The following is a 17,160-nucleotide window of genomic DNA, read 5'->3' on the forward strand; positions in this document are numbered from 1 at the left end:
TGCTGGTTGCGTCGGCAACCGAGGAGCCGCCGTACTTCTGGACGACAATGCCCACGAGCCCGTTCCTGACTGGGTGGTGATGTACGGATGCGCGACGCTGCGCCCGCTCAGTCTACCGGTAGGGCCGCATCGGCAGCAGCCGCGATCCTGCCGCGAGACAGCGAATATCGGTCAGATGACTAGCGATACTCGGGATTGGGTGAGCCGGAGTCCTTCACGTACGAGTGGACACCCGCGTCCCACACGGTGCGCTGGTTCCCGTACGCCGGTATGCCGCCGGCATCCTTGAGCTGCTTCGCCGCGTGCATGAGGTTGTACGTCATGAACGTCGTGTTGCGGTTGGTGAAGTCGTTCTCGGGACCGCCGGATCCCTTGTCGAGATAGGACGGGCCGGGACCTGCCTCGCCGATCCAGCCGGCGTCGGCCTGCGGCGGGATCGTGAAGCCGACGTGTTGCAGGCTGTAGAGGACGTTCATGGCGCAGTGCTTGATGCCATCCTCGTTGCCCGTGATGACGCACCCTCCGACCCTGCCGTAGAAAGCGTATTGGCCGTCGTCGTTGAGGATGCTCGAAGCGGAGTAGAGCCGTTCGATGACCTGCTTCATGATGCTGGAGTTGTCGCCGAGCCAGATCGGTCCGGCCAGCACGAGGATCTCGGCCGCCATGATCTGGTCGAGGATGCCGGGCCACTCATCGACGACCCAGCCGTGCTCGGTCATGTCTGGATAGACGCCCGTGGCGATCTTGTGGTCGATCGCGCGGATCTTGGTGACGCTGACGCCGTGGCCGGTCATGATGTCAGCGCTCTTGTCGACCAGCGCCTCGGTGTTGCTGATCTCAGGCGACTTCTTGAGCGTCGCGTTGATGAAGACGGCGCTGAGGTCACTGAAGTCTGGCGGTGAAGTTGGCATGACTGAGTGTGATCCTGCTCCAGCCGGGCTGGCAAGCGTCAGCTGGCGGCAGCGTTGCCGATGGTGGTGCGGCCTTCGAACGCGCGACCGAGGGTGAGCTCGTCGGCGTACTCGAGGTCGCCGCCCACCGGCAGACCGCTGGCGAGCTTGCTCACGCGCAGTCCGTACGGCGACAGCATGCGGATCAGGTAGGTCGCCGTCGCCTCGCCCTCGAGGTTGGGGTCGGTGGCGATGATGACCTCGGTGACAGCGCCGTCCTGAAGGCGCTGGAGCAGCTCCTTGATGCGCAGCTGGTCGGGTCCGATGCCCGCGATCGGCGAAATAGCGCCGCCGAGCACGTGATAGCGGCCGCGGAACTCACGCGTACGTTCGATCGCGACGACGTCCTTGGACTCCTCGACGACGCACAGCACGCTGAGGTCGCGGCGCGGGTCAGCGCAGATGCGGCATTCGGTGTCCACCGTGACATTGCCGCAGATCGAGCAGAAGTGGACTTTGGCCTTGACCTCGGTCAGCGTCGCGGCGAAGCGGCGTACGTCTTCTGGGTCGGAGTCGAGCAGGAAGAAGGCGATGCGTTGCGCGCTCTTGGGACCGATGCCGGGGAGTCGCCCAAGCTCATCGATCAGATCCTGAATCACGCCGTCATACATAGGTGAACAGTCTAGGTGGCGAGGAAGGACTGGAGCATGTCGTGGCCGCGCGCCGTCAGGATGGATTCGGGGTGCATCTGAACACCCTCCACTGGATGCGTCCGGTGGCGGACTCCCATGAGGATGCCGGAAGCCGTATGTGCCGTCGCTTCGAGGTCATCCGGCAGCGTTTCGGGGTCGATGACGAGAGAGTGATAGCGCGCGCAAACCAGCGGCGTGGGCAGTCCTGCGTAGACGCCGAGACCGTCGTGGTGCACCAGCGACGGTTTGCCGTGCACGATCTCGGGAGCGCGGACGACCGTCGCACCGTAGACCTCGCCGATCGCCTGGTGACCGAGGCATACGCCGAGAGTCGGCGTTGTCGGGCCGAGCCGACGGATCGCCTCGATGCTGATGCCCGCGTCGGCGGGCGTGCCAGGTCCGGGCGAGACGATCAGGTGGGTGAACTCGCCTCGCTCACGCGCTGCGACGAGCTCGTCGACGGTGATCGCGTCATTGCGGACCACCTCGGCGGTCGCTCCGAGCTCGCCGACGTACTGCACGAGGTTGTAGACGAACGAGTCGTAGTTGTCGATGAAGAGGACCTTGGCCTCGCCGACGGTTGCCTGCAGTGGTGCAGATCCTGCCGCGCCGCGGCCTAGCCAGAAGGACCAGAGCTGATCGCGGAGCCATTCGGTCGTACGACCCACACTCCATTCGCCAATGCCTTCGACCGATCGGACGGGAACGACTCCGCGCAGCGAGTTGGCGACGAACACCTCTGTCGCGCGACTGAGGTCGTCGAGCGTCAGGCGCCGCTGGAAGACGGGGACGCCAGCGTCGCGAAGGATCTCAATGACGCGTGCACGAGCGGTGCCGGGGAGGATGCGGTCATCGACCGGCGGGGTGTGGACACCGTCGTCGTGAACGACGAAGACACTCGCTCGCGCCGTCTCAAGGACGGCACCGTCTTCGGCCACGAGCAGAAGGTCGCGGTCCGGTGCACTCCCATGCTCAAGTGCTCGGCGATCGCTCCATTTGTGCTGGCCGAATCCACCGGCGATCGTCCGCGGCTCCAGCGTCCAGGACGCTGCGTCATCGTCGATGGTGCGGCTGCTCATCGTGACGCGCACTTCGCCGTCATGCGGCACGGCATCGATACGCAGACGCTGACGACCACTCAGCCCTGAGGCACGGCGCAGCACGGCTTCGTCGAGACCGGCTCGGATCGTCGAACCATAGACCGACCGGACGCTGGCATCGAGCCGGGCGAGGTGGGCATCGATGTCGATCACGACGCCGTCCTCAACGAGCAACGTGTCGTAGATGCCCTGCGTCACGTCGACGGTCGGGTCGACCCGCTCGGCAACATCGACGGCCGAGCCCTCGTCCGACGGCATCTCGGCCGTCAGCTCGAGACTCCCGCCGATCGCCTCGATGAGTGGACGGGCCTTGACCAAGCACTCGGCGTACTCGCCTTCGGGCGTCGAATCGGCGACGATCCCTCCGCCCACACCGAGCCAAATACGGTCGCCAGCGATCTCGAACGTACGGATCGCGACGTTCATCTCGAGCCCGGCCGAAGCGCTGACGTGGCCGATCGAGCCGGTGTAGGCCTCACGGCCGGTCGCCTCGAGCTCGTTGATGATCTCCATCGCCCGAACCTTGGGGGCGCCTGTCACAGAGCCGGGCGGGAACGTCGCGCGCAACAGGTCGGAGTCGAGAACACCCCGGCTGACGTGACCGACGACGTCGGAGACCAGGTGCCAGACCGCGTGACGCTCGGCTCGGGTGATCGCGGGTACACGCACGGATCCGGGCACGCTCACGCGTCCGAGATCGTTGCGCATCAGATCGACGATCATGATGTTCTCGGCCCGGTTCTTGGAGGAGCTGACCAGCTCGGCCGGATCGGTGTCGAGGGATGCCGTGCCCTTGATGGGCGAGGTCAGGACTTCGTCGCCGGTACGTCGGAGGAACAGCTCGGGCGACATGCTCGCGAGTGCACCCTCGGGACTGGAGACGTAGGCCGCGTAGGCGGGCCGCAGGGCGTCGACGCCTGCGCAGAACACATCGAGCGGGTCGCCGCTGAACGGAGACTCGAGTCTGGTGCAGAGGTTGGCCTGGAAGATGTCACCCGCCGCGATGTGGTCGAGCACCGTACGCAACGCGTCCTGGTGCAGCGCAGGCGTCGGCGTCATCTCGAACGCGCCGACCTCGTACGGCTCTGCACCACTCGGCTCGCCGGCAAGGATCGCATCGATATTGCCGTCACGATCTCTGTCGGCGCTGAGCGACTCGTGCCACCACACGCCATCGGTGAGCCGGAGCACGTGGTCGTAGAACGCGATGCGGTGATCGGGCTGTGGGATGCGACGCGGCGGTATGTCAGGCAGCTCTTCGATCAGGCGGCCGAGCTGATAGCCCCACGCGCCGATCCAGCCGCCGAAGAATCCTTCACCCTCGCTGGGTGGCAGGTCGATGCCCCTGAACGGGTCGCCTGTGAGTACGTCCGTCGGATCGAACGCGATGAGTGCTTCACCGTGATGCCACGCGCCAATCAACGCGACCAGGCGTTCGCGATCGCGGAACCGGCGGAGAACGTCGAGCGGTTCGAGCGTGATGTCGAGCCGACGACGTATCGGCTCAGTCCCCGGTGGTCTCGCCAATGACTTCCGCCCCCAGCTCACGGCTCAACAACAGCTCAGGGTCGATGTCCTCGTTGTCGACGACAGGGTCATCGCGATCTGCGGATGCATCGGGGTTGCTGTCCTCGGCCGACGGCTGCTCGTTCATAGCTTCACGTGCGGCAGCCGACGCGCGAGGTGGTGTCGGGGCTTGAGGCTCGGCTGGCTCAGGCGCAAGCTCGGTCGTCGGGGGTGTGGAAGCGGCAGGGCGAGCGCTCGGATCGACGATCGCATCGATCGTCCAGGACACACCGAGCACCGAGTGCAGTGCCTGCTGGACGTATTCGTCCGACCGGCTGCTGACGAACGAGTCGCGAGCACCGGGGTTGACCAACGCGATCGTCAGCGTTGTGCCGTCGAGCGACATGACCTGGGCGTTCTGGCTCAACATCACCCAGGCGAAGCGGCGCAGCTCGCGAATCTTGTCGAGCACGTCAGGCCACAGGCGGCGTACGTCCGCGATCGTCATGGACCCAGCGGGGGCGGCAGGCACCGGCTCGGGCCCGAGCTCAGCAAGGGCTGCCTCGACCGCGACCTCAGGCTGCGGGCTCTCCATGGGTTCGACCGGCGCGACTCCCTCGGCCACCTCGACCGGCGGGGGCGGCTCGACAGGAGGTGCCGCCTCGACAGGAGCTGCCGGAGCGGGTGTCGGCGTGGACGCGGCTGGTGCGGGAGCTGCTCCGCCGTCGATCGAGAGGCGGCGCTCCAGGCGATCGAGGCGGGCCTGGAATCCCTGGGTCGAGTTGTCGGATCCGGGTACGAGGATGCGCGCGCACATCAGCTCGAGCAGCAGGCGCGGGGCGGTGGCTCCACGGAACTCCATCAGCGCCGCATTGACGATGTCAGCCGCGCGCGTGAGCTCAGACGGGCCGAATCCGCTGGCCTGGGACAACAGTCGTTCGGCGCGATCGCCCGGGACGTCGAGCAGACCGGTGGACAACGCATCCGGCACGGCGGCGACGATGACGAGATCGCGCAGCCGCTGCAGGAAGTCTTCGGCGAATCGGCGCGGATCCTGACCCGACTCGATGATCTTGTCGACGACGCCAAACACGGTCGCGCCATCGCTGGCCGCGAACGCATCAATCGCTTCGTCGAGCAGCGAGTCGGGCGTGTAGCCGAGCAGCTGGACGGCGATGTCGTAGGTGACGCCCTCGGGGCCGGCGCCGCCGAGCAGCTGGTCGAGCACGCTGAGGGTGTCTCGGACCGAGCCCTGACCAGCGCGTACGACGAGCGGAAGAGCGTTGGGCTCGAGCTTGACGTCCTCGGACTTGCAGAGCTCAAGGAGGTAGTCGCCGAGGATCTTGGGCGGCACCAGGCGGAACGGGTAGTGGTGCGTACGGGACTTGATCGTGCCGATGACCTTGTCGGGCTCAGTCGTCGCGAAGATGAACTTGAGGTGCGGCGGCGGCTCTTCGACCAGCTTGAGCAGTGCGTTGAAGCCCTGCGGCGAGACCATGTGGGCCTCGTCGATGATGTAGACCTTGTAGCGGCTGCTGACCGGGGCGAAGAAGGCGCGTTCGCGCAGGTCACGGGCATCGTCGACACCGCCATGGCTGGCCGCGTCGATCTCGATGACGTCGATGCTTCCGGGCCCACCGCGAGCCAGGTCGCGACAGCTCTGGCACTCGCCGCACGGTTCGGATACGGGCGCCTTCTCACAGTTGAGGGCGCGGGCAAGGATGCGCGCACTGGTCGTCTTGCCGCAGCCGCGTGGCCCGGAGAACAGGTAGGCGTGATTGACCTTGTTGGCGGCGAGCGCATGTCGCAAGGGCTCGGTGACGTGGTCCTGCCCGATCACCTCGGCAAACGTCTCCGGCCGGTAGCGGCGATAGAGAGCAAGGGGGGCATCCACGTCGTGAACTCTATAGACCTCGTACGACGCTGACGACCCCGATCATGAAGGGATCAGTGCGGAGGCGCGCAGCCAGGTGTCGACAGCCGCGTACGCCGCCTTGCGCGGCTTGTCCTTGGAGATGAAAACGTCGTGTCTGGCGTTCTCGATCGGCAGCGAGGTCAGCGCATTGCCGAGGCAGCCAGCCCATCGGGCGATCTGCTTCACGTCGAGCACCGCATCGGCTTCATCGACGGCCTCGGACCACGTACGAGCGAACCTGGTCTTGGACGATCGGAGCACCAGCGACGGCACTCCGACGTCGAGCCCCTTGTGCAGCTGAGCGTGGCCGCGGCGTATCGCCGTCAGCCAGCCGAACGTGACCGGGAATCCGTTGAGCGGCTTGAACGCGGTGTTGAACTCCCACTCACCGTGGGCACTCACGTGCAGGCTGGTGCCGTACGCATCGGTTTCCGGAAGGTTGATCGGAGTCGTTGGCTTGACCCTCGCAACGCCGGCGATCGCCTTGGTGCCCACCGACCGCATCCAGGCCTTGCCCTGAAGGTCGAACCACGGGCTGTTGAGGATGAGTCCGACGATGCCGGCGCCAGCCGATCCGCCCGGCTTCTTGTTGAGTCGATCGAGCCACAGCGCGAGGACCAGGCCTCCCGTCGAGTGGCCTGACAAGACGACAGGCTTGCCCCCGGTCTCTTCACGGACGATCGCGAGCGCCCGGTCGAGCTCCTTGTCGTACAGCGACAGGTCGGAGACGAAGTGGCCCGTATGCCCTTCGCGACGCGAGCGACCGCATTTGCGCAGGTCAAGCGCATAGAACGCGAAGCCGCGGTCGGCGAAGAAGTCGGCGAGCTCGGTCTGGAAGAAGTAGTCGCTGAATCCGTGCACGTAGATCACGGCGGCTTCGACCTACGCCGGCGGTGTTCGCCGAACGAGGGTGGCTTCGATCGTGCCTTCACCATCAGGGTCGGTGCCCAAAGGGATCGTCAGCTGCTCGTACCCCTCACCGAGGTCGTCAGCGATCCAGTCAGTCATGCCATCTCCTCCTGCCGTGCGTGCGGGTTGAACTTACTCTGGGTAGCAAACGAGGCGTACGATGCTGAGCCTACGATGAAGTTGCACTCACGGTGCAGAAAGTTACAGGAGCCGAGCATGAGACTTCAGCTGTCTGACGAGGACGTCGCATTCCGCGAGGAAATGCGCGAGTTCTTCACGACCAAGGTGTCCAAGGAGATCCGCGACACCGTCGCGGCTCGACATGAGCTCACCAAGGAGCAGATCGTCGAGGCGCAGCAGACACTCAACGCTGCTGGCATCGCCGTGCCCAATTGGCCGGTCGAGTGGGGCGGCAAGGACTGGACTCCCCTGCAGCGACACATCTGGCATGAGGAGATGCAGCTCGCCAACGTGCCGATCCCCCTGGCGTTCAACGCCGGAATGGTCGGGCCGGTCATCGCCGCCTTCGGCTCGCAGGAGCTCAAGGAACGCTTCCTGCCCAAGACGGCCAACCTCGACATCTGGTGGTCGCAGGGATTCTCCGAGCCGGATGCCGGTTCCGACCTCGCCTCGCTCCGCACCACCGCGGTCAAGGAAGGCGATGAGTACGTCGTCAACGGCCAGAAGACCTGGACGACGCTCGGCCAGTACGGCGACTGGATCTTCAACCTGGTCCGCACCGATCCTGAGGCCAAGAAGCAGGCCGGCATCTCGTTCCTTCTGATCGACATGACCACCCCCGGCGTCACGGTTCGCCCGATCGAGCTGATCGACGGTGGCTTCGAGGTCAACGAGGTGTTCTTCGACAACGTCCGCGTGCCCGCCGAGAACCTCGTGGGCGAGGAGAACAAGGGCTGGGACTACGCGAAGTTCCTCCTCGGCAACGAGCGAGTCGGCGTCGCGCCGGTCGGAGCAACCAAACGTTCGCTCGCGGCCGCCAAGGAATACGCCAAGACGGCGGGGCCCGGTGGCACCTCGCTGCTCGAAGATCCGCTGTACGCCTCGCAGATCGCAGATCTGGAGAACGAGCTGCTCGCACTGGAGCTGACGGCACTACGCGTAGTGGCACACTCCGCCGACGGCAAGCCGCACCCGGCGTCGTCAGTGCTCAAGCTGCGCGGCACTGAGCTGCAGCAGGCAGTCACCGAGCTGTACGTCGACATGGGCGGTCCGGCATCGCTGGCGTCCGGCGCCGGTCCTGAGTCCGATCTGGCCGACTGGAACAAGGTGTCGACTCCGTACTACCTCAACTTCCGCAAGGCCTCCATCTATGGCGGCTCCAACGAAGTGCAGCGCACGATCATCGCCGGCACAATCCTGGGACTGAGGGGCTGACATGGATTTCACACTCGATGCAGAACAGGTCGCGCTGCGCGACGCCGTACGCGGACTGCTGGGCAAGTCGTACGAGTCCTCTGAGACTCGTCGCGAGGCCACCAAGCTAGAACACGGCTGGGAGGAGAAGGTTTGGGCGCAGCTCGCCGAGATGGGCGCACTGGGTCTGCCGTTCGCCGAGGCCGATGGCGGTATGGGCGCAGGTCCGGTCGAGGTCTCGATCGTCGCCGAGGAGATCGGACGAGTCATCGCGCCCGAGCCGTACGTCGAAGCGGTCGTGCTCGCCGGTGGACTTGTGGCTGCAGCAGGCACAGGCGAGCAGCGTGCCGAGATCCTTGGCGCACTGTCCGAGGGTGCCCTCGTGCCCGCGTTCGCCCACAACGAGCCCGGCCAGCGTTACAGCGAGACGGCCACCGGCGTCACGGCGACCACGAGCGGCGACGCCTGGACGCTGACCGGCGTCAAGGAGCCCGTCATCGGTGGAGCACGTGCTGATCTGCTGATCGTCAGCGCCGCCATCGACGGCGGCACCGGCCTCTTCCTGGTCAAGCCCGACGCTGAAGGTCTGACCCGCGACGGCTACGCGACGTTCGAAGGCGGCCGCGCCGCACGCATCGGTCTCAAGGCGACACCGGCGACTCCGCTGGGTGAAGTCGGGGACCAGTCGGCAGTCATCGCCAAGGTCATCGCCGAAGCGCAGATCGCCTACGGGCACGAGTCGCTCGGCGCCATGCAGACCGCGTTGGAGCAGACGACGGAGTACCTCAAGACGCGCAAGCAGTTCGGCGTACCGCTGAGCACGTTCCAGGCGCTCACGTTCCGGGCGGCCGACATGTACGTCGAGCTCGAGCTCGCCCGCAGTGTCGTCACCTGGGCGACGCTGGTGCTGCTCGATGGAGGAGATGCCCTCGAAGCGGCGTCGCGCGCCAAGCTCCAGGTCAGCAAGGCTGGGCGCCACATCGGCAAGGAAGCGATCCAGCTGCACGGCGGCATCGGTATGACGGCGGAGTACAGCGTTGGCCACTTCACCAGCCGACTCACGGCGATCGACCACACACTCGGCGATGGTCGCCACCACCTGGCGGAGCTGGTCACGAGGCTCGACGACCACACGGTCATCGAGCCACTGCCCTAAGCGCAAAGGACCCCTCGCGCACCCGACAGAGCTCACTGACCCTTGCTGCCTTCCGGCCCTGGGGGAGTTGGGTGATGTGTCGCCGCGCGAGGGGCTGACTCCATCATACGGAGCCATTGGAGCACGGCCCAACTCGGTCGGACTCCGCTCTCGCGGTACCGATTCGTCCGGGGACCAGTCCGACCGGTAACCTCGTCCGCGGAGGATTCGCATAGTGGCCTAGTGCGCTCGCTTGGAAAGCGGGTTGAGTGAAAGCTCTCAGGGGTTCGAATCCCCTATCCTCCGCCGATGTTGAAGCCCGTCTCATTGAGGCGGGCTTCTGTCGTCCTAGCCGAGCTCGCGGGTACGGCCGTACGCCTCGGGTTCGTCGCGCATGATCACGGCTCGTACCTGCACCCGGTAGCGCCAGATCTGCACGAGCCCGATCCCCCAGAGCACGTACTGGAACGACATCGCCCAGCGGAATGCCGAGGGCGTGTACGCCGTGCTGCCGCCGGGCGTTCGCCAGTCGAGGATGATGCCGATAGCGATGACCAGCACGAGGCTGGCGAAGAACCCGCCCTGGTTGATGATGCCGATTGCCGCACCCATGCGGTGCTCGGGATTGAACGAGCGTCCGAAGTCGAAGCCGATCATCGAGGCCGGACCGCCGACGCCCACCGCGACCATCAGGAGCACGAGCAGCCAGAACGGTGCGTCGCCTCGCCAGGTCAGCACGATCGTCCACATGACGACGATCGCCGAGACGATCCCGAGCACGAGAGTCGATCGATGCCACGGGTGTCGCGTGATGAACCACGCCAGCACCGGCCCTGCCGCCATGACCGCGACCACCAGGATCGTGAGCAGGGCTCCGGCCTGTCCGGACGTCAGGTTCTCGCCACGTACGAAGAACGGATAGCCCCACAGCAGACCGAGCGTCGTGGCGCTGAACTGCGTCGTGAAGTGCGTCCATAGTCCGAGGCGAGTGCCGGGGTGCTCCCACGACTCACCCAGGCTGCGTCGGATTGTGGTGAGCGACATCGCCGGACCGCTCGCGGATCGCTCCGCCGGTGAGTCTCGGATGAACACCAGGAGTGCGACCAGCAGGACGAGGCCGATCGCAGCGGCAAGGAGGTACGCCTTGGTCCAGCCGAGCTCGCGCAGCGCCAACGTCATCGGCACGGCCGCGATGATGGCTCCGAGCTGGCCGAGCACCCCGGTCATCTGCGTGAACAACGGGATGCGCCGGGGTACGAACCAGGTGTTCACCAGGCGGAGAAGACATACGAAGATCATGGCGTCGCCGACGCCAACGATGACTCGTGCGATGAGGGCGACCGCGTACGTGTCGGCGATCGCGAACAACGTCTGCGCCGCCGTCAGCGTCACCAAGCCGGTGAGCATGACGCGGCGTGAGCCGAAGCGATCGAGAATCAGTCCGACCGGGATCTGCATGGCCGTGTAGACCAGAAGCTGCAGCATCGTGAACGTCGACAGCTGGGCGGCTGAGATGTCGAACCGCTCGGTTGCGGCCAGACCCGCGACCGCAAGCGACGAGCGATGGAACACCGCGAGCAGGTAGACCAGCAGCCCGACGAACCATACGACCAGCGCGCCTCGCTGTTGTGGGCTGGCGTCGGTCACCAACCAAGACTAGAGCGCAGCGACCTGAGCAGCTGACGCGCAGATCAGTGCGGAGCGCGTGCGGGCGTCGGAGCCTGCAGCCGATCGATCAGCGCCAAGCCGATCGCCGAGAAGATGAACGCCATGTGGATCAGCACCTGCCACATGATCATCTCGCCAGGATCGGAGACGTGCGATCCGTCGCGGTAGTACGAGTGAGTCTCGATGAACGTCTTGAGCAGGTGGATCGAGGAGATGCCGATGATCGACATCGCGAGCTTGACCTTGAGCACGTTGGGGTTGACGTGTGACAACCACTCGGGCTGGTCAGGGTGCCCCTGCATCTTGATGCGCGACACGAACGTCTCGTAGCCGCCGATGATGACCATGATCAGCAGGTTCGCGATCATCACCACGTCGACCAGGCCGAGGACGATCAGCATGATGTCTTCCTCGCCCAGTGACGTGAAGTCCTGGATGAGGTGGATCAGGTCTTTCCAGAACAGCACGACGTACACGCCCTGAGCCACGATGAGCCCGAGGTAGAGCGGTGCCTGCAGCCAGCGGCTGAGAAAGATCGTTGATCCGACAAGGTTGGCGAGGTGGCGCTCTTTTGGATCGTTCTGCAAGTTCGACATAGGTCGCCGATACTAATAGGTCAGCGCAACTGGTCGCCATTAAGTTGGGCAGATGTCGGACGATGTTGAACCATCAGTTATTGCGCGGGCCATGGAAGCCCTGAACGCAGGCGATCTCGAGACCGCCACGATCTTGAATCGTGAGCTGGTTCGCCTTCACGATCGCATGGGGATCACGATCGTTGGGATCACCGAGGACTCGGCTGAGACGACAATGGAACTGAATGCGGACACGGCAGGATCGCGTCTTGGAACTGTGCACGGCGGCATGCTCGCTACATTCGCCGACGTGACTGCCGCCTTGGCACTGACCCGGTCGCTGGACGGCACAGGGCACATCCAGGTCACCACCGACATGCACATCCGCTACTTCCGTCAACCGAAAAGTGGCCCACTGACGGCCCGCGCCACAGTTGTGCATCGCGGGCGCCTGATCCTGAGTGCCGAGTGCGTGATCTGCGACGCTGAAGGCCGGGACCTCGCGCGCGCGACAGCGACCTACATGCTCGCTCAGCTCCCGTCCTGATCCAAGGTGTCTGAATGGGACCCGGCAAGCCCGCTTGTGTTTCCCTATTGGCGTAGATGGCCTGGTTGGTTGCGGGGTAGCAAGGGTGGTGGGTCGCTGCGGTAGGTGTGGCCGGTTGGCGTTTGCCAGATCGTCGTCCTGCCTTCGGTCGTGACCTTCCAACCGGGCAGGGACTTGATGGTGTGGGATCGCTTGCAGAGTCCTTGACCGTTTTGGTGGGTGGTGACACCGCCGCGCGAATGGTCGTGAATGTGGTCGTCATCGCGGATCTTGGCGTCGCAACCAGGCATACGGCACAGGCGGTCGCGGGCGCGGATGTGGCTGCGGGTGAGTGAGTCGAAACGGCGGCGACGCGGTTCACGGACAAGAAGGGTCCCGTCGACCGGATCGGTCAGCAGCCGGCGGATCGACGGGTTGGGTGCGTGGGCGATGAGGTCATCCGCGATGTCAGGGCTGATCGGCCCGTAGCCGACGAGATCGACCGGTTCGCCGTCTTGTCCGAGCATGGTGGGTGCGTCCATGACGAGCTGGATCTCAACATCGATCGCATCAGCATGGGCAAGCCCGGTGACCCGTTCGACCAGTGTCTGGGCCATGATCTGGCCGATCGTGCGTTCGTCACCGGCAGAGCGGAGTCCGCGGGCCCACGAGTCGAGGGAGTTGTGAGCGGCAAGCATCTGTTCGGCTGGTCCACGCACCTGCAGGATCGCGACACCATCCGTATCGGGAAACATCGTCACCCGCTGGTCGGCACGGTTGCGTTCGGCACGCTCACGAGCGGCTTCGACATCGATCCGCACCACCTCACGCCGGGCCGCCTTGGCCGCCTTCTTGGCGGTCAAACCTGGCAACTGTGGAGAGATCTCACCGTCGAACACGACCGAGTCATCGACGGCGAGGCAGACAGACTCGTTGACGACAGCCTGAGCAACAGCCTGCGGAATGGTGCCGTCAGCGAACAGCTTCGCAACCAACGGCAGACGCTTGAGCCCGAGTGCGAGACCGACCTGGGTGCCAGCAGCTGACGGGCCAATGTTGCGGGCCATCGCGACCTCGCCGATCACCGACAACGTGGGGTCACCACGACCGATGCCCATGTCCTCAGCCCTGTCATCGTGGAGGGCTGCGATCTGGGCGGCCTGCTCAGCTTGCGCTGCTCGTACCAACCGCTCGAGAGCCACGATCGCGTCAATGCGCGCAGCACCGAAATGGTGCTCTGGCTCGTCCCCGAAATCGTGCGCGCGGACGACCCTCAGGACGTCCTCGGTGGCGACTTCGGTGAACATACTTCCAACCTAGAACGCACCACCGACAACAGTTTGAGCAGATGAAACCCCTGTGGATGCAGGGGAAATCCACACCTAGTAGGTCAACGCAACTGCCGGATCGCGCAGGATCGCAGCGACATCCGCAAGGAAGTGCGAGCCCTGCTCGCCGTCGACCAGACGGTGATCGAAGCTCAGTGCCAACGTCGTGACCCAGCGGGCGACGATCTCATCGTTGTCTCCCACCCAGGGGCGCTTGTTGATGGCACCGACGGCGAGGATGCCGGCTTCGCCCGGGTTGAGGATCGGTGTGCCGGCGTCGATGCCGAACACTCCGATGTTGGTGATCGTGAACGATCCGCCAGTCATCTGAGCAGGCTGCGTCTTGCCGTCGCGGGCCGTGGTGATCAGCTCACCGAACGCCTGTCCCAGCTCGACCATCGTCATCGAGTCAGCGCCGACGACATTGGGTACGACCAGTCCGCGCGGGGTTGCCGCAGCGATGCCGAGGTTGACCGAGCCCTTGAGCACGATCTCCTGAGCGGCTTCGTCCCACGTCGAGTTGATCTCCGGTGTGTGCTTCATGGCGAGCAGCACTGCCTTCGCGACGATCAAAAGTGGCGAGACCCGTACGTCCTTGAACGCGGGGTCCTTCTTGAGTTGCTTGACCAGATCCATCGTCCGGGTGACATCGAGCGTGACCCACTCGGTGACGTGCGGCGCGGTGAAGGCCGACGACACCATGGCGGCGGCAGTCATCTTGCGGACGCCCTTGATCGGCACGCGTACGTCGCCTGCTGACGACGGTCGGGCCGCGGGAGCATTCGGTGTCTCAGTGAGTCCGGCGAACGCCTCGACATCCGCGCGGGTGATGATCTCGCCGGCGCTCGGGACGGAGCCGAGGTCGATGCCGAGGTCCTTGGCGAGCTTGCGTACGGGCGGCTTGGCCAGCGCTCGCAACGGCTTGTGCTGAGCGACCTTCTCGGTGTCGACCGATGCCACTGCACCCTTGCGAGCGCGACGCTTGAGGGACGATGAGCGCGGTCCGTAGCCGACGAGCACCTTCTGGCGCTCCTCCGGCTGGGCGGACGGCTCTGCGGCCTGGGCGGACCCCTCGACGGCGGGTGCGCCGATGAACTCGGGGGTCGAGAAGTCGCTGGCCGTCGGTGCGGTCACTGCGGGCGCAGCTACAGCAGGCGCTGCGGCTTCATCCGCGGACAGGATCCGGATGATCGGTGTGCCGACCGCGACCGTCTCTCCTTCGGCGACGAGCAGCGCATCGATGGTGCCTTCGTACGGGCTGGGCAGCTCAACGATCGACTTGGCCGTCTCGATGTCGACGATGATGTCGTTGACCTTGATGACGTCGCCGACCTTGACCTTCCAGAGAACGATCTCTGCCTCGGTCAGGCCTTCACCGACGTCGGGAAGCTTGAACTCACTCATCAGTACTCCAGCGAACGGTCGACGGCGTCGAGCACGCGGTCGAGTCCCGGCAGGAACTCTTCCTCGACCCGGCTCGGCGGATAGGGCAAGTCGTAGCCCGTGACGCGGAGGACCGGCGCCTCGAGGCTGTAGAAGCAGCGCTCGGTGATGCGTGCGGAGATCTCGGCGCCGAGTCCCAAGGTCTGGGCGGCCTCGTGCACGACAACGGCATGACCCGTCTTGCGTACGGAGTCATAGACCGGGTCGAGGTCGAGCGGCGACAACGTGCGCAGGTCTATGACCTCGAGGTTGACTCCGTCTTCGGCGGCAGCGTCCGCGGACTCCAGGCAGGTCTTGACCATCGGCCCGTACGCGATCAGCGTCGCGTCGGTTCCTTCACGAACGATGCGGGACTTGTGCAGCGGGAACGGATCGTGCTCGAGGTCGACTTCACCTTGGTCCCAGTAGCGGCGCTTGGGCTCCATGAACACGATCGGGTCGTCGCTGGCGATGGCCTGCTGGATCATCCAGTAGGCGTCGTTGGCGTTGGAGCATGAAACGACCTTGAGTCCGGCGGTCAGCGCGAACTGCCCTTCTGGGCTCTCGGAGTGGTGCTCGACCGCGCCAATGCCACCGCCGAACGGGATGCGGATGACGATCGGCATCTTGACCTTGCCGCCGCTGCGGAAGTGGAACTTGGCAACCTGGCTGACGATCTGGTCGTACGCGGGGTAGACGAAGCCGTCGAACTGGATCTCGAGCACGGGCCGGTAGCCGCGCATCGCCATACCGACCGCGGTGCCGAGGATGCCCTGCTCCGACAGCGGAGAGTCAATGACACGGCTCTCGCCGAAGTCCTTCTGCAGCCCGTCGGTGATCCGGAAGACGCCGCCGAGTCGGCCAACGTCTTCGCCCATGATCAGGACCTTCTCGTCGGCCTCCATGGCCGCACGCAGTCCAGAGTTCAAACCTTTGGAGAGGGGCATCTTCGTCATGCGGGTGTCCCTTCGGTTTCGAGGCCGTCTCTGAAGGCGATGTAGGCGGCCTTCTGCTCAAGCAGCTCGGGGGTCGCGCCGTCGACGTAGATCTTGTCGAACAGCGATTCAAGATCGGGCTCCGGCAGCGCCTTGCACGCCTCGCGGAGGTTCTTGCCGAGCTCCTCGGCCTCGACCTCAAGAGCGTCGAAGAACTCCTGAGGCGTGCCGTGCACCTGCAGGTAGCGCTTGACGCGCTCGATCGGGTCCTTGAGCTTCCAGGTCTCGACCTCGGAAGTCTCGCGGTAGCGGGTCGGGTCATCGGAGGTGGTGTGCGCACCCATGCGATAGGTGTAGGCCTCGATCAGAGTCGGACCCTCGCCGTCACGTGCCTTCTGCAGCGCCGCCTTCGTCACGGCGTGGCACGCCAGGACGTCATTGCCGTCGACGCGCAGTCCACGGAACCCGAAGCCTCCCGCCCGCTGAGCGATCGGTCCCCGGGTCTGCCGATCAGTTGAAGCGGAGATCGCGTACTGGTTGTTCTGGCAGAAGAACACGACCGGCGCGTTGAAGACCGCGGCCCAGTCGAAGGCCTCGCTGACACTGCCCTCGCTGGTCGCGCCATCGCCGAAGTAGGCAACGACGGCGGCGTCGCGCTCAGGGTCGTTGTGTCCGACTGCTCCATCGAGAGTCAGGCCCATCGCATAGCCGGTCGCGTGCAGGGTCTGCGCGCCAATCACGATGCTGTAGAGCGCGATGCCATGCTCGTTGGGGTCCCAGCCGCCAAGCTCCGAGCCTCGGAAAAGTCCGACCAGCTGCCCCGGTTCGACTCCGCGGCAGAGTGCGACGCCGTGCTCGCGATAGGTGGGGAACGCGAAGTCCTGCTTGCGAAGTGCGCGGCCCGAGCCGATCTGGGCGGCTTCCTGACCCTGAGCCGGCGGCCACAGACCGATCTCGCCGTGACGCTGAAGCGCGTGAGCCTCGAAGTCGACACGGCGCATGAGGACGAGGTCGCGGTAGAGGCCGCGGATGCTCTCGTCGTCGCCTTCGTATGCGAACTCGGGGTGGCTGACGCGCTCACCCTCGGGCGTCAGGAGCTGAACGATCGGGAAGTCTCCCGCTGGATCGTCAGCCATGTAGGTGTCTGGCGTGGTCAAGCTCATGCGTCTCCCTCAATCACGCGGC

15 protein-coding genes, 1 tRNA gene and 1 other RNA gene are annotated in these 17,160 nt (G+C 65.2%); 4 read left to right on the top strand and 13 right to left on the bottom strand.

From position 1 onward, the window contains the following. Nucleotides 1–179: 179 nt before the first annotated feature. From V6M39_RS10450 to V6M39_RS10475, 6 genes are read right to left on the bottom strand one after another with little or no spacing between them, the layout of a single operon-like run. Nucleotides 180–911 carry a flavodoxin family protein gene (locus V6M39_RS10450; protein WP_332643760.1) on the bottom strand — a complete coding sequence of 244 codons (732 nt, stop codon included), beginning with the start codon at nt 909–911 and terminating at the stop codon, nt 180–182. A 38-nt stretch (nt 912–949) separates the two neighbouring features. Then, a complete protein-coding gene (gene recR, locus V6M39_RS10455; RefSeq protein ID WP_332643761.1) occupies nt 950–1,561 on the bottom strand; it encodes a recombination mediator RecR in 612 nt (203 codons plus the stop codon). An 11-nt stretch (nt 1,562–1,572) separates the two neighbouring features. Beyond that, nucleotides 1,573–4,230, bottom strand: a complete 2,658-nt coding sequence (locus V6M39_RS10460; protein ID WP_332643762.1) for a chorismate-binding protein — start codon at nt 4,228–4,230, stop codon at nt 1,573–1,575. After that, a complete protein-coding gene (locus V6M39_RS10465; RefSeq protein WP_332643763.1) occupies nt 4,187–6,082 on the bottom strand; it encodes a DNA polymerase III subunit gamma and tau in 1,896 nt (631 codons plus the stop codon). The genes V6M39_RS10460 and V6M39_RS10465 overlap by 44 nt, the downstream gene beginning before the upstream one ends. Before the next feature lie 42 nt (nt 6,083–6,124). Further along, the gene (locus V6M39_RS10470; RefSeq protein WP_332643764.1) at nt 6,125–6,973 is read right to left on the bottom strand and encodes an alpha/beta hydrolase; all 849 of its coding nucleotides are present in this window, start codon (nt 6,971–6,973) and stop codon (nt 6,125–6,127) included. Nucleotides 6,974–6,985: 12 nt separating this feature from the next. Continuing rightward, nucleotides 6,986–7,111 (bottom strand): hypothetical protein, encoded by a 126-nt coding sequence (locus V6M39_RS10475; RefSeq protein ID WP_332643765.1) that lies wholly within the window; start codon nt 7,109–7,111, stop codon nt 6,986–6,988. 117 nt (nt 7,112–7,228) lie between these two features. Here V6M39_RS10475 and V6M39_RS10480 point away from each other — a divergent pair, with 117 nt between their 5' ends. Together V6M39_RS10480 and V6M39_RS10485 are read left to right on the top strand one after the other, a co-directional pair. Next, nucleotides 7,229–8,407: an acyl-CoA dehydrogenase family protein gene (locus tag V6M39_RS10480; RefSeq protein WP_332643766.1), complete on the top strand. Its 1,179-nt coding sequence runs from the start codon at nt 7,229–7,231 to the stop codon at nt 8,405–8,407. 1 nt (nt 8,408) lies between these two features. Continuing rightward, entirely contained in the window at nt 8,409–9,542 is a 1,134-nt protein-coding gene (locus tag V6M39_RS10485; protein WP_332643767.1) for an acyl-CoA dehydrogenase family protein, read from the top strand. Nucleotides 9,543–9,544: 2 nt separating this feature from the next. Here V6M39_RS10485 and ffs read toward each other — a convergent pair. Next, nucleotides 9,545–9,641, bottom strand: an RNA gene (gene ffs / locus V6M39_RS10490) — signal recognition particle sRNA small type. A gap of 101 nt (nt 9,642–9,742) precedes the next feature. On the opposite strand from ffs, the gene V6M39_RS10495 reads away from it, so the two are divergent. Beyond that, nucleotides 9,743–9,827, top strand: a tRNA-Ser gene (locus tag V6M39_RS10495). Nucleotides 9,828–9,869: 42 nt separating this feature from the next. Here the strand turns inward: V6M39_RS10495 and V6M39_RS10500 are convergent. Together V6M39_RS10500 and V6M39_RS10505 are read right to left on the bottom strand one after the other, a co-directional pair. After that, nucleotides 9,870–11,168 (bottom strand): MFS transporter, encoded by a 1,299-nt coding sequence (locus V6M39_RS10500; RefSeq protein ID WP_332643768.1) that lies wholly within the window; start codon nt 11,166–11,168, stop codon nt 9,870–9,872. Between the two features lie 44 nt (nt 11,169–11,212). After that, nucleotides 11,213–11,785, bottom strand: coding sequence for a TIGR00645 family protein (locus V6M39_RS10505; RefSeq protein WP_332643769.1), 573 nt, complete (start codon nt 11,783–11,785; stop codon nt 11,213–11,215). A 52-nt stretch (nt 11,786–11,837) separates the two neighbouring features. Here V6M39_RS10505 and V6M39_RS10510 point away from each other — a divergent pair, with 52 nt between their 5' ends. Beyond that, nucleotides 11,838–12,311, top strand: coding sequence for a PaaI family thioesterase (locus V6M39_RS10510; RefSeq protein WP_332643770.1), 474 nt, complete (start codon nt 11,838–11,840; stop codon nt 12,309–12,311). Nucleotides 12,312–12,355: 44 nt separating this feature from the next. On the opposite strand, the gene V6M39_RS10515 is transcribed toward V6M39_RS10510, so the two are convergent. The 4 genes from V6M39_RS10515 to pdhA form a co-directional block, all read right to left on the bottom strand. Beyond that, a complete protein-coding gene (locus V6M39_RS10515) occupies nt 12,356–13,597 on the bottom strand; it encodes an HNH endonuclease (protein ID WP_332643771.1) in 1,242 nt (413 codons plus the stop codon). Nucleotides 13,598–13,672: 75 nt separating this feature from the next. Further along, complete coding sequence (locus tag V6M39_RS10520) at nt 13,673–15,022, bottom strand: dihydrolipoamide acetyltransferase family protein (RefSeq protein ID WP_332643772.1); 1,350 nt, start codon at nt 15,020–15,022, stop codon at nt 13,673–13,675. Continuing rightward, the gene (locus tag V6M39_RS10525; protein WP_332643773.1) at nt 15,022–15,996 is read right to left on the bottom strand and encodes an alpha-ketoacid dehydrogenase subunit beta; all 975 of its coding nucleotides are present in this window, start codon (nt 15,994–15,996) and stop codon (nt 15,022–15,024) included. The genes V6M39_RS10520 and V6M39_RS10525 overlap by 1 nt, the downstream gene beginning before the upstream one ends. Beyond that, nucleotides 15,993–17,138 (bottom strand): pyruvate dehydrogenase (acetyl-transferring) E1 component subunit alpha, encoded by a 1,146-nt coding sequence (gene pdhA, locus V6M39_RS10530; protein ID WP_332643774.1) that lies wholly within the window; start codon nt 17,136–17,138, stop codon nt 15,993–15,995. The genes V6M39_RS10525 and pdhA overlap by 4 nt, the downstream gene beginning before the upstream one ends. Between the last annotated feature and the right edge of the window lie 22 nt (nt 17,139–17,160).

It is taken from the genome of Aeromicrobium sp., assembly GCF_036675695.1.
GTDB lineage: Bacteria > Actinomycetota > Actinomycetes > Propionibacteriales > Nocardioidaceae > Aeromicrobium.

What these genes read in the sequence shown, in the direction of transcription:
- V6M39_RS10450 (WP_332643760.1), bottom strand. Translation starts at nt 911, where the DNA reads ATGCCAACTTCACCGCCAGACTTCAGTGACCTCAGCGCCGTCTTCATC.
- recR (WP_332643761.1), bottom strand. Translation starts at nt 1,561, where the DNA reads ATGTATGACGGCGTGATTCAGGATCTGATCGATGAGCTTGGGCGACTC.
- V6M39_RS10475 (WP_332643765.1), bottom strand. Translation starts at nt 7,111, where the DNA reads ATGACTGACTGGATCGCTGACGACCTCGGTGAGGGGTACGAGCAGCTG.
- V6M39_RS10480 (WP_332643766.1), top strand. Translation starts at nt 7,229, where the DNA reads ATGAGACTTCAGCTGTCTGACGAGGACGTCGCATTCCGCGAGGAAATG.
- V6M39_RS10485 (WP_332643767.1), top strand. Translation starts at nt 8,409, where the DNA reads ATGGATTTCACACTCGATGCAGAACAGGTCGCGCTGCGCGACGCCGTA.
- V6M39_RS10505 (WP_332643769.1), bottom strand. Translation starts at nt 11,785, where the DNA reads ATGTCGAACTTGCAGAACGATCCAAAAGAGCGCCACCTCGCCAACCTT.
- V6M39_RS10510 (WP_332643770.1), top strand. Translation starts at nt 11,838, where the DNA reads ATGTCGGACGATGTTGAACCATCAGTTATTGCGCGGGCCATGGAAGCC.
- V6M39_RS10515 (WP_332643771.1), bottom strand. Translation starts at nt 13,597, where the DNA reads ATGTTCACCGAAGTCGCCACCGAGGACGTCCTGAGGGTCGTCCGCGCG.
- V6M39_RS10520 (WP_332643772.1), bottom strand. Translation starts at nt 15,022, where the DNA reads ATGAGTGAGTTCAAGCTTCCCGACGTCGGTGAAGGCCTGACCGAGGCA.
- V6M39_RS10525 (WP_332643773.1), bottom strand. Translation starts at nt 15,996, where the DNA reads ATGACGAAGATGCCCCTCTCCAAAGGTTTGAACTCTGGACTGCGTGCG.
- pdhA (WP_332643774.1), bottom strand. Translation starts at nt 17,138, where the DNA reads ATGAGCTTGACCACGCCAGACACCTACATGGCTGACGATCCAGCGGGA.